9 protein-coding genes are annotated in these 12,242 nt (G+C 47.2%); 3 read left to right on the top strand and 6 right to left on the bottom strand.

All coding sequences use genetic code 11. The features are described 5' to 3' along the window. Positions 1-62 precede the first annotated feature (62 nt). Complete coding sequence (locus tag G6N79_RS03695) at positions 63-1,376, top strand: nicotinamide mononucleotide adenylyltransferase (RefSeq protein ID WP_103906635.1); 1,314 nt, start codon at positions 63-65, stop codon at positions 1,374-1,376. 109 nt (positions 1,377-1,485) lie between these two features. Here the strand turns inward: G6N79_RS03695 and G6N79_RS03690 are convergent, their stop codons facing one another. The 3 genes from G6N79_RS03690 to gcvP form a co-directional block, all read right to left on the bottom strand. Continuing rightward, a complete protein-coding gene (locus G6N79_RS03690; protein WP_103906634.1) occupies positions 1,486-2,304 on the bottom strand; it encodes an N-acetylmuramoyl-L-alanine amidase in 819 nt (272 codons plus the stop codon). Between the two features lie 21 nt (positions 2,305-2,325). Further along, on the bottom strand, positions 2,326-3,096 hold the full coding sequence (locus tag G6N79_RS03685) for a 3-keto-alpha-glucoside-1,2-lyase-like domain-containing protein (protein WP_103906633.1): 771 nt from the start codon (positions 3,094-3,096) through the stop codon (positions 2,326-2,328). Between the two features lie 171 nt (positions 3,097-3,267). Next, on the bottom strand, positions 3,268-6,141 hold the full coding sequence (gcvP, locus tag G6N79_RS03680; protein ID WP_103906632.1) for an aminomethyl-transferring glycine dehydrogenase: 2,874 nt from the start codon (positions 6,139-6,141) through the stop codon (positions 3,268-3,270). Positions 6,142-6,620: 479 nt separating this feature from the next. On the opposite strand from gcvP, the gene G6N79_RS03675 reads away from it, so the two are divergent. Both G6N79_RS03675 and ctlX read left to right on the top strand, forming a co-directional pair. Next, positions 6,621-7,535 (top strand): dimethylarginine dimethylaminohydrolase family protein, encoded by a 915-nt coding sequence (locus G6N79_RS03675; RefSeq protein ID WP_103906631.1) that lies wholly within the window; start codon positions 6,621-6,623, stop codon positions 7,533-7,535. A gap of 1 nt (position 7,536) precedes the next feature. After that, a complete protein-coding gene (ctlX, locus tag G6N79_RS03670) occupies positions 7,537-8,451 on the top strand; it encodes a citrulline utilization hydrolase CtlX (RefSeq protein WP_103906630.1) in 915 nt (304 codons plus the stop codon). A gap of 164 nt (positions 8,452-8,615) precedes the next feature. Here ctlX and G6N79_RS03665 read toward each other — a convergent pair whose 3' ends face one another. The 3 genes from G6N79_RS03665 to rimO form a co-directional block, all read right to left on the bottom strand. Continuing rightward, a complete protein-coding gene (locus G6N79_RS03665; RefSeq protein ID WP_103906629.1) occupies positions 8,616-9,218 on the bottom strand; it encodes a Crp/Fnr family transcriptional regulator in 603 nt (200 codons plus the stop codon). A gap of 1 nt (position 9,219) precedes the next feature. Next, positions 9,220-10,809 (bottom strand): bacillithiol biosynthesis cysteine-adding enzyme BshC, encoded by a 1,590-nt coding sequence (gene bshC / locus G6N79_RS03660; RefSeq protein WP_103906628.1) that lies wholly within the window; start codon positions 10,807-10,809, stop codon positions 9,220-9,222. 94 nt (positions 10,810-10,903) lie between these two features. Beyond that, complete coding sequence (gene rimO / locus G6N79_RS03655; RefSeq protein WP_103906627.1) at positions 10,904-12,238, bottom strand: 30S ribosomal protein S12 methylthiotransferase RimO; 1,335 nt, start codon at positions 12,236-12,238, stop codon at positions 10,904-10,906. Between the last annotated feature and the right edge of the window lie 4 nt (positions 12,239-12,242).

Below are 12,242 nucleotides of genomic sequence, written 5' to 3'. Positions count from 1 at the left end.
ATTTTATTCTTTACACCCGCCAATTCCCACAATAATTAACGCTATTTTCTTACCTTTGCCGTATGGCAAGAGAAATTTACGAAACCAAGCGTAAGGCACTTAAAATTAACTTAAACGCGGATATCTACGGTACATTTGCGGAAATTGGAGCAGGTCAGGAAGTTGCACGGAATTTCTTCGAGGCCGGAGCCGCATCGGGAACCATCGCGAAGACCATCTCCGCGTATGACATGGCCTTCAGTGATGCCATCTATGGGGTTGAGGAGTCGGGACGCTACGTCAGCAGGACCCGCCTGAACAAGATGCTCGTCCATGAATACGAACTGTTGACCGAGCGCCTGCACGGAGAGAAATACTGCAACAAAAAATTCTTTGCCTTTGCCGACACGGTAACCACCTTAAACTTTACGAAAACAAATGAGCCTCACGGTTGGATCGGTATCCGTTTCCAGCACGAAGTGGACGGCCCAACCAACGATATCGTCATCCACGTCCGCTTATTGGACAGTGACAACCGACTACAGACCAAAGTGCTGGGTATATTGGGTGTAAACCTGGTGTTTGCGGCCTTCTATTACGCGGAAAACCCGCAGACCATGATCGAATCCCTTGTGGATAACCTTTCTGTAGGATCGGTGGAAATCGACTTAGTCAAGGTTTCAGGTCCTTTATTCGAATCTGCAAACGAACGCTTATTGAACCTGTACCTGATCGCGAAGGGATTCTCCAAGGCCGCCATCTTCAAACCGGATGGTAAAGCGGCGCAGATCAAGGATTACCTGTACAAGAAGAACATCATTATCCTCCGGACAAAATACCGTCAGAAATCCAACCCGAACTTTGACCTCTTCAACCTTGCCGTGGAGGAATTCAAGAAGAATACGGGAGCCATTCCTGAAGATACGGTCGTACTGATCGAGGTACTGATGGGGAATGTCCTGGACGAGAATTCCAGCATTACGGACGAGGATCTGATCTATTTTGCGGAACGTGCCGAATACCTATGTTCCACAGGGAACAACATCATGGTGTCCAACTTCAGACGGAACAACCACTTGGCGGAATTCGTGCAGACCCTGCGCCCGAAACACATCGGTATTGCGACCAACGTATCCAACTTGAAGAACATCTTCAATTCCGACAATTACAACAAGGAAAACTATACAAACGAGCTCTTGACCTACATTTCAGGAATGTTCAGCAAGAACGTGAAACTATATGCTTACCCGTATTTGGACAAGAAGAACGAGAAAATCGTGACCACGAAGAACATGCCGGTATCGCCAGAAGCCAAGCCGTTGTTTGACTTCCTGATCAGCAACCGATATATTGTGGATATCGAAAACTACGACGAGAAATTCGTGAAAACGGTCTAATAATAATCCGATTTCGAACAAAACCAACGTACATAAACAAGCCCCATTGCCTAACGGCAGTGGGGCTTGCTCTTGGTGGTCAGTGCCACCGGAATTTTTTCCGATCCGTTTATAGGAACTTCTTGAATATTGCGTAGAGGATTTTGAGATCCTGTTCGTTCAATACGGCCGAGTTGGTGTCCTTCTGGATATAATGCTGCTTGAATGCTTTGATGGCGGAGTCGGTATTCTTGACATCATAGCCGATGATCCGTAGCGCCAGTTTCGGGTCGAAACCATAGGGCGGTGTTTCCAGGACGCCATCATACCAGAATCCGAAACCTTTATCCGCGAGGGTCTTCCACGGGAAGCGAGAAGGGTCATTCTTCCGAGTCGGGGCATAGTCCATGTGGCCGATAAAGTTGGCCTGCGGAATTTTATAGGTTTCCTTCAGGTAGGCCAACAACTGTGTCAGTGCCGTAATCTGAGCTTCCGGCCAAGGGTCTGTTGTGCCGTTGTTGTCCAATTCGATACCGATACTGGACGAGTTGAGGTCCGTATCGTTGCCCCAACGCCCTAATCCGGCATGGTGAGCACGATAGAGGTCATTGACCATCTGTACGATTTTGCCGTCCCTACCGATGACATAATGCGAGCTCACCCCCACTTTCTGATTATGGAATGTCTTGATGGTTTGATCCAGCGACACCTGTGCCGTATGGTGGATCATCACATAATTGGGCTTGCGCACGCCAAAGTTCGTGGAGGCTATCCATTCCTTATTGGCTGCAGCAATTTTCGCGATCTGATCTTCAACAGGCGCCGCTTCGTACAGCTCAGCAAAGTCCTTCGCTTTCTTTTTATAGATTTTCTCCGTACTAGCATATTTCCCGCCCCCGCATGAGCTCAACAAAGCTGCGGCGACCAGGAGTGAAAAGTATTTATTCATTATATTCAATCTATTGATTTATTATTCCTTAATTTCTTCAACGACGAATTCCGGGCGGTCCATGCCGGGTTCCAAAGGAATGACCTGCAGGTTTCGGAATTCCATTTTTGCGCCTTCGGCTTCCAGGCAGATATACCCTTTCCGTTTTGAGGCAAGGCGGATACTGTTCACAAATTTACCATTTACGGCCAGCTTTACTGTCCCATCCACACAGATCACCGTATAGGTGTTCCACTCCCCTACTCCCAGGCATCTGTTCTCCAGCGACCTGCTGCGCTCACCGCGCGGATTATCCGGAGATGCGGTCATTCCGCCAGCCCCGAACAGTTCCCCATGCACATAGGCTATCGGCTGTGGGACGCCATTGACGGCGTTCTGGTTCACCCAATCCAATTCCAGCATCTGCACCTCCATCCCTAGGGGAAGTCGCGTCTGGGAGTCTGCTTTGGCGTCGCTCCAGACAAATATGCCCGAGTTACCACCCTTTTCCAAGTGTCGCCACTCCACCCGCATAATGAAGTTCTCGTACATCTCCGCAGAACGGACGACACCAATGGGCTCCCCATTGTTTTCCAAGACCGTGCCATTTACATGCCAAGTCGAATCGGACGTGTTCACATCGATCCATTGGATCGGCTTGCCTCCCTCCTGACCACCGATCAGGTCATCAAACTGCTTTTCCACACCAAATTGGAAGAGTGCTTGCTGCGCAGATACCGGTAGGCAAATGGAAAACAGCAGTATAACCAAGAAAAGAAGTGCTTTGGGGAATATCGGCTGAACGTATTGCATAGCCTAAGATAAACAATTTTTGGAGGAAGTACTGTCCTTGAATGGGTACAGGTTCACCGTACCTAAAAATTCCAGAAGAATGGGTGTTGCTATGGTGACAAAGGGGACATTGGACATAAAAAAGCCGCTGTGTGTAATACACAGCGGCTATATGCTTTCAGAAACTATTGCTTATGCTTCTGCGTACGCTTCGATTGGAGGACAAGAACAGATTAATGTTCTATCACCTTGAGAGTCGTTTACACGACCTACCGAAGGCCAGAATTTGTTTACGCGTAAGTATTCAACTGGATACGCTGCGGTCTGTCTCGAGTATGGTCTATCCCAAGTGTCGGCAGTTACCACGCGAGCTGTATGCGGCGCATGTTTCAATACGTTTTCTTTTTGATCTGCTGTACCATCTTCTACCGCAGCAATCTCGCTACGGATACCGATTAGTGCTTCACAGAATCTATCCAATTCCGCTTTAGACTCGGATTCCGTAGGCTCTACCATCAATGTTCCTGCCACTGGGAAGGAAACGGTCGGTGCGTGGAAACCATAATCCATTAAGCGTTTTGCGATATCAGCAACCTCGATACCGATGTTCTTGAAACCACGGCAATCCAAGATCATCTCGTGTGCACAACGGCCATTCGCACCAGCGTACAATACAGGGTAGTGCTGCTCTAGGCGTGTTTTCAGGTAGTTGGCATTCAAGATGGCTGTTTTGGTTGCATTGGTCAATCCTTCACCGCCCATCATCGCAATGTATGCGTGAGAGATGATCAAGATCGATGCAGAGCCGAATGGAGCTGCAGAAACAGCGGAGATACCTTCTTCACCGGAAATCTCTACCACTTCGTGGTTCGGCAAGAAAGGCACCAAGTGTGCCGCAACACCGATTGGACCCATACCAGGACCACCACCACCGTGTGGAATACAGAATGTTTTGTGCAGGTTCAAGTGACATACGTCAGCACCGATGTAGCCCGGGCTGGTCAGACCAACCTGTGCGTTCATGTTTGCACCGTCCATATATACCTGACCACCATTTTCATGGATGATATTACAGATTTCAATAATAGGCTCTTCGAATACACCGTGTGTGGATGGATAAGTTACCATTAGGGAGTTCAAGCGTGCTGCATGGTCTGTAGCTTTAGCACGTAGATCTTCCACATCGATATTACCACGCTCATCACATTTTACCACAACGACTTTCAAGCCGGCCATGGATGCTGATGCTGGGTTGGTACCGTGTGCCGATGCCGGGATCAAACAGATATCTCTGTCGAAGTCACCGCGGCTGTGGTGGTACGCACGGATTACCATCAATCCCGCATATTCACCCTGTGCACCGGAGTTCGGTTGGAAGGACATCTTCGCGAAGCCTGTAATCTCACACAACCAATCGTTCAATTCGTTGATCAACTGCATATAACCTGTAGTCTGATCCGCTGGAGCGAATGGGTGCAACCCACCGAAACGTGCCCATGTTACAGGAACCATTTCCGTCGTTGCGTTCAATTTCATGGTACATGAACCCAATGGGATCATGGAATGACAAAGGGAAAGGTCTTTCGCTTCCAATGACTTGATGTAGCGAAGCATTTCACTTTCAGAGTGGTAGCTGTTGAAGACAGGGTGTGTCAAGAACTCAGAACCACGCTCCAATTCCTCAGGAATGGATTGGCCAAGTTCATTCGCCAAAGCGTCCAAATCTACATCTGTAGCATTCTTTCCTTTGATTTTAGCAAAAACCTTAACGATGGTCTGTACATCTTCGAAAGTTGTTGTTTCGTCGATGGAAATACCAACGATATTATCTTGGTAGAAGAAGTTGATTTCATTGTCCAAAGCCTCACCTTTCAAGGTACCCACTTGATCGCCAGCATCGAAACGCAAGGTATCGAAGTAGGATGTGTTCAATTGGCTGTAACCCAAAGATTGGATGGCTTTATCTGTTAATTTCGCCAAGTCATTGATGCGTTTCGCGATATTGGTGATTCCTTTTGGTCCGTGGTAAACGGCATAGAAGGAAGCCATGATTGCCAATAAAGCCTGTGCAGTACAGATGTTTGACGATGCTTTATCTCTACGGATGTGCTGTTCACGAGTCTGCAATGCCATACGCAACGCGTATTCACCATTGGAGTCAGACGTCACACCGATAATACGGCCAGGGATATTACGCTTGTAGCTATCTTTTGTTGCAAAGAATGCTGCGTGCGGACCACCGAAGCCCATCGGTACACCGAAGCGTTGGGAGTTACCCACAACAACGTCAGCTCCCCATTCTCCCGGAGGCGTCAATAACGCTAGGGACATCAGGTCTGTAGCCACACAAACGGTAATATCCTTATCGTGCGCATACGCTGCGAACTCTTTATAATCTGCTACGGAACCATCTGCAGCAGGATACTGAACGAACGTTGCAAATACATCATCCGTTAAGTTTTCTACAGTCAGGTCAGCCACGCGGATCTCCACACCGAAAGGTACGGCACGTGTCTGCAATACATCTAAAGTCTGTGGATAGATATTCGGTGTTACCAAGAATACATGCGCATCTTTGTTTTTTCTAGCGCTGTACAGCATGAACATACCCTCGGCTGCCGCTGTTGCTTCATCCAACAGGGACGCATTGGCAATCTCAAGACCGGTTAGGTCAGAAACCATGGTTTGGAAGTTCAATAAGGCCTGAAGACGACCCTGTGCAATTTCAGCTTGGTACGGCGTATATTGTGTGTACCATCCTGGATTTTCAAAAACATTCCGCTGAATAACACCCGGAAGGATTACATCGTTGTAACCTTGACCGATATACGATTTGAAAACCTTGTTCTTCTCCGCAATCTGCGCGATCTTCTCCAGGTAGGCAACTTCGCTAAGTGCCGCTGGAAGATTTAACGCTTGTTTCTTACGGATTTGCGCTGGTACAGTTTGCTCGATTAATTCATCCACAGATGAAACGCCTAACACGTTCAACATGTCCTCTACCTGTGCAGAGCTTGGACCATTGTGACGATCCTCAAATTTTTCTTGGTAAAATACGTTACTCATTTTAAGTATTGATTGTAACTTTTGAGACTGATTAACTATCTGTTATCCACATTATTTCATCAGAAAGACTGATAAAGAATTTAGATGTGCAAAGATACGCTTTTTATACCTAATTTTTAAGATACATGAAGCGCGCTATACTTTTATTAACACATCAATCGATTGCGCTTTTTATTGCGTCGGTAACAATATATCATGGGATTGATTAGCAATAAAACAGGCTTTACCCGAAAACATTTCAATATGCAAAATCGAGGGCTGCGTCATATCATTTTCACATTCGAACCACAGCGGGTTCCTCATTAAAAAAACGGCAATTAAACCCCTTTTCCATTTAAAATAAAGCATCGATTTACCGAATATCAACACCTGATTTTCAGTATTAAACTCTTTAAAATTAAATATTTACAATAATTTTTATCCTCTTATTTAAGCAGCATAACTTTGCTAAATTAGGCACATAACAAAACTTAAATTATATGCTGAATTTACAGGTAAAGAATGAATCCAATCGTTTACATGCCGTAATATTAGGAATTGCCAACAGTAACGGGCCGACGCCAACCGCGGAGGAGGCCTATGATCCCAAATCACTTGAACATATCCTTGCCGGCACCTATCCGCAGGAGAGCGATATGGTCTTTGAGCTGAACAGTTTCAAAGATGTCCTTAACCGCTACGGTGTCGAGGTATACCGTCCGGATTTGATCGAAGGTCTGAACCAGATATTCACCCGTGATATCGGCTTCGTTATCGACGATTATTTCATCAAGTCCAATATCCTCCCAGACCGTGCCCAAGAATGGGAAGCCATCCAGTACATCATCGACCAGATTGCTCCTGATAAACTGATTACGGCCCCTGAGGAATTCCATATGGAAGGTGGCGACGTGATCCTGTGGAACGAATACATCTTCATCGGAACCTATACCGGCGAGGATTATGCACAGATCAACACGGCCAGAACCAACCTTGCGGGTGTGGAATTTATCAAGAGTAAGTTTCCAGATCGAAAAGTTGTTTCCTTTGACCTGATCAAGTCCATGACCAATGCCCGCGCCAATGCGCTGCACTTAGATTGCTGTTTCCAGCCCGTGGGTGCTGATAAAGCCATTATTTATCCGGGTGGCTTCCGCAATCCAGCAGATTATGCCTTTTTAAGGGATCTCTTCGGCCCTGAGAATCTATTTGAGATTACTGGCGACGAAATGTACGAGATGTTCTCCAACGTCTTTTCCATCGCCCCGAATGTCGTTGTTTCCGAACGGAACTTCACCAGACTGAACAATTGGTTGCGGGAACAGAACTTCATTGTGGAGGAAATCCCCTACCACGAAATCGGAAAACAGGAAGGCCTGCTTCGCTGTTCCACATTACCACTCATTCGAAAATAACATGCAGACAACACACTCCATCTTGATGGTGCGCCCGGCAGCATTCCGTATGAACGAAGAAACCGCGGTCAACAATTATTTCCAGTCCGAGGGCGGACAGACCGAGCGCGTAGCGGACCTTGCCCTGGCCGAGTTCGACAATTACGTCCAAGTCCTTAAGGATGCTGGCGTTAAGGTCTTCGTTGTCCAGGATACGGGCGAGTTTGATACTCCGGATAGCCTTTTCCCCAACAATGTCATTTCCTTCCACCACAACAAGGCCATCCTCTACCCCATGTTTGCAGAAAACAGACGGGAAGAACGAAAGCTCAATTACTTGGGCAAGTTGGATCAAGCAGGATTCCACTTCGAAAAAACAGAGGACTATACCGCCTATGAGGATAGGAAGCAATTCCTGGAGGGCACAGGTGTGCTGATCTTGGATCGGGATCATAAGATTACCTATTGCTCCATTTCGGATCGTGCCGATGAGGAATTATTGCATGTATTCTGCAAGGATCAAGGCTACAAACCCTTTATGTTCTATGCAACACAGGAAGTCGATGGGCAGTTTCTTCCCATCTACCACACGAACGTGATGATGTCCGTTGGCAAGAATTTCTGCCTGATTTGTCTGGATACGGTGCGCGACGCCCGCGAGCGCAACAACCTCGAGAACCTGCTCATTATGAGTGGCAAGGAAATCATTGCCATCACTGAAGACCAGATGAACCATTTTGCCGGCAATATCCTCGAAGTCAAGAACATTACCGGCGATCCCTTGATCTGCATGAGCAGCCAGGCATACGAAGCACTCGATGACGAAACCATAGAACGCTTGGAAAAACACGGCCGCATTATCCACGCGCCCCTTTATAGCATCGAAAAATTCGGCGGCGGAAGCGCCAGATGCATGATGGCCGAGATATTTATATAATGAAATTTAATTAGAAAAGCTGCACAAAAAAACAACTCCAACAGTGTGTGGGGTTGTTTATTCTATTTTTTGGAAAAAACGAAATGTTTCTCCTTCCTAAAATCAAATTGAATGGCCTAGTCCCAGTCCTCCCCCTTTCTATCTCACATCTCACATCTCCCAAACTAGAAGCTATCCTTCGCTATTTCCCGTCTGACACGGCTAAGGCTTTCCGGGGTGATGCCCAGGTAAGAAGCAATCATCCATTGCGGCACGCGGAGCAGCAAATTCGGATACAATTCGATAAACTCCAAGTAGCGTTCCTTGGCGGTCATCGCCAATAAGGAGTTGATCCGTTTCTGCAGGTAATAGATGCTACGCTGCAGGGATTTCTCGGTGAACATCCCGAACTCAAATTTGATCTTTGCGGCTTCCGTAAAGAAGTTTGGGTGCAGGAACACCACTTTGCTGGGCTCGATGGCCTTGATGTAGTACAGCGATGGCTCATCGAAGTACATCGACGAGCGATCGGCCATCAGCCAATTCTCCGGGGCGAACTGCAAGATATGCTCCGTCCCTTTCTCATCCAGTGAAATGAACAGCAACAGCCCCTCCTCTACGAACAGAAAATGCTTGCAGACCTCTCCTGCCCGCAGGATATACTGACTGTGTGCCAAGTCGCGGAATTCAAAATACGGGCTTAACCGCAAGAATTCATCGGCACTCATGCCCACTTTCTCATGGTAGTAACGGAAGAAATTTGTCTCCAACAGCTCCTGGTCAGTCATGCTAATACAGTATTGTAAATTTAAAATCTAGGGGTTTAAAACTTTTCACCAGCTCCCGCACAAGCTCATCACCATGTTTCAGGTACAACTCGGCAAAATTCTCGGTACGTTCCTGCAGGCCACCGTTCGGGAACAGGCGGTCCTTCAGTCGGTCGATCTGGATCAGCGCATCCTGATGGTTTCGCTTTTCGGCCTTCAGCAGTTTCTTTTCGAGGCTGTTGACTGCTTTCTTCAGGCGAGCTTTTACCGCATCGGTACTCGGTCCCAAACTTGGGTCTATTTTATGTGCGCGGAGCTTGATCTTTCCGAAGATGGCATTGAATTCCATCCATTCATCGGTAAGGTTTAAGCGGTGCTTGGTGATACGCTTCACGTAATCCTTCTTCAGGGTTTCCGATGAACGGAAGATGCTCTTGAAGGTAAAATCCAGGCGGAAGATCTTGCCGGCCGTCTGGTCATCGGTTATCAAGGCCGAGTTCCTCGGAATGAGGATCGGAAAAGGTACCTTATACTGTTCGAAATTTGCTTTCAACTGGAGCCAATAGACAATCTCGGCGCCCCCACCGATATAGGCAAGGTTGGGCAGTATTATTTCCTGATACAGGGGCCGCATGACCACATTGGGGCTAAAGCGCTCCGGATGGGCATGGATTTCCTTTTTAAGTTCCTCTTCCGTAAAAAACAGATCTTGATGCAATACTTCAAACCGTCCATCATCCGTGCGTACGATCCGTTCGCGGTATTCGTCCGTGAGGTAGAAGAAATTGATCTCGCGGGCATGGACCTGCGTACTGAAACCGGCGTCCATCAATGCTGTAGACGTTTTCTCTATGGCGTGAAAGCTCTTTTCTTTGACAATATCCTGCTCAATGGTCGCCGCGAAGAGCTTCTTGAACTCCTTGCGGTCGGCATCGATAATGACCAACCCATATTCCCTAAACAGGGAATTGACAAAGGTGCGGGTGGCATCGGCAAGGCTGGAACCCTGTAGATAGGCCTCTTCCACCAATTCGGTAAGTTTCGTCGCATTCTCCGACAGACCGAAGGTATTGGCATACTGCCGTACCGTTTCGCCAATGGACTCGGTATTCATCCTTCCTGTCGCTGCTAGGGCGTCAATATCCCAAGCGATCTTCTTTCCGAATACTCGAGTATGGTTGATTTCCGCAAAGTCATGGTCCTCAGTTGCCATCCAATAAACCGGCACAAATTCGTGCTCCGGATAGGCCTCCTTCAGGTCCTTCGCCAATTTAATGGCCGTGACAATCTTAAAAATAAAATATAGCGGTCCGGTGAAGATATTCAGCTGATGTCCCGTCGTAACGGTAAAGGTATTGGCATCCTTCAGGCGAAGGATATTCTGCGCAACCTCCGGAGAGGATGATAAAAGATCACCATATTGGTCGGTCAATGCCTTGCTCAGCAGCTCCCGATGCGCAAAGTTCTTTTTCTGTTCCAACTGATCCTTAAAACCTGCCAAATCTGGCCTATTGCCATAGAATGGCGCAAGGGCGGCATCATTGTTCAGATAGGCGATTAGGGTTTTGGAAAAGCTGTTAGTGTCGCTATAATCAATATATGTGGCTTTCATCTACCTCTTTTAAACTTTTACAAATGTACAAGGCTATAAGGTACAAATTACAAAAATTTATCACAAGGACGGATGAAAGCCCCAAAACTTTCAGTTATTTGACAATATGGCCGTAAAGATCGAAGTCCTCTGCCCGATCCACTTTCACCTGTACGAAATCCCCGATACGGGCATAGTCCGTTTTGGCATCCAGCACCACTTCATTGTCAACTTCCGGTGAGTCATATTCCGTTCTACCGATAAAATAATCACCATCAACCCGATCCACCAACACCTTGTAGGTATTGCCGATCTTTTCTTGGTTGATGTCGTAGGAAATACCCTGCTGAACTTCCATGATCTGATCTACGCGATCTTGTTTCACTTCCTCTGGCACATCATCTTCCAGATTATGGGCATGGGTCTTTTCCTCGTGGGAGTAGGTGAAACAGCCCAAGCGATCGAAACGGGTTTCTTCCACCCATTCCAACATTTCCTGGAAGTCCGCTTCGGTTTCTCCGGGGTAGCCACAGATCAAGGTCGTGCGAAGTGCGATATCGGGCACTTTATCGCGGATCTTGTTCACCAGGTCGATTTGCTTCTGCTTGCTGGTACCGCGACGCATAGAGGTAAGCATGCGGTCAGAAATGTGCTGCAACGGCATATCCAAGTAGTTACAGATATTGGAGCGCTCGTTCATCGCATCCAGGATATCCATTGGGAATCCCGAAGGATAAGCATATTGCAGGCGAATCCATTCAATGCCATCCACATCGGATAGATGACGCATCAAATCGGAAAGATTACGCTTACCGTAGATATCCAATCCATAATAAGTCAGATCCTGCGCGATCAAGATCAATTCTTTCGTTCCATTGGAAGCTAAAAATTTAGCCTCTTTAACCAGGTCATCGATTGATTTAGACACATGCTTTCCGCGCATCAAAGGAATGGCACAGAAGGAACATGGTCTATTGCAACCCTCGGCAATCTTGAAATATGAGAAATGTGAAGGTGTGGTCAATAGACGTTCACCCAGCAATTCATGACGGTAGTCTGCGCCGATGGTGGACAACAGATCCGGAAGGTCGTTGGTACCGAAAAAGGCATCTACATTCGGGATCTCGTCCTGTAATTCTGGCTTATAGCGCTCGGAAAGACACCCCGTAACGATTACCTTATTCACTTTGCCCTGTTCTTTCAGGTCGGAGAACTGGAGAATGGTATCAATGGATTCCTGCTTCGCATTGTCAATGAACCCACAGGTATTGATGACCACGATGTCATTCGCTTGGATATTGGAAGCTTCATGTACCACTTCCATCTGATTGCCTTTCAATTGGCCCATCAGCACCTCACTATCGTGGATATTCTTCGAGCAGCCCAGGGTAACCACGTTCACACGCGGTTTTGTAAGCACCGGGCTTGATTTTGCTTGTTTCGTCTTCATAGTA

Origin of the sequence: Sphingobacterium lactis (assembly GCF_011046555.1) — a bacterium.
GTDB lineage: Bacteria > Bacteroidota > Bacteroidia > Sphingobacteriales > Sphingobacteriaceae > Sphingobacterium > Sphingobacterium lactis.
This window is presented reverse-complemented; position numbering and strand designations above follow the sequence as displayed.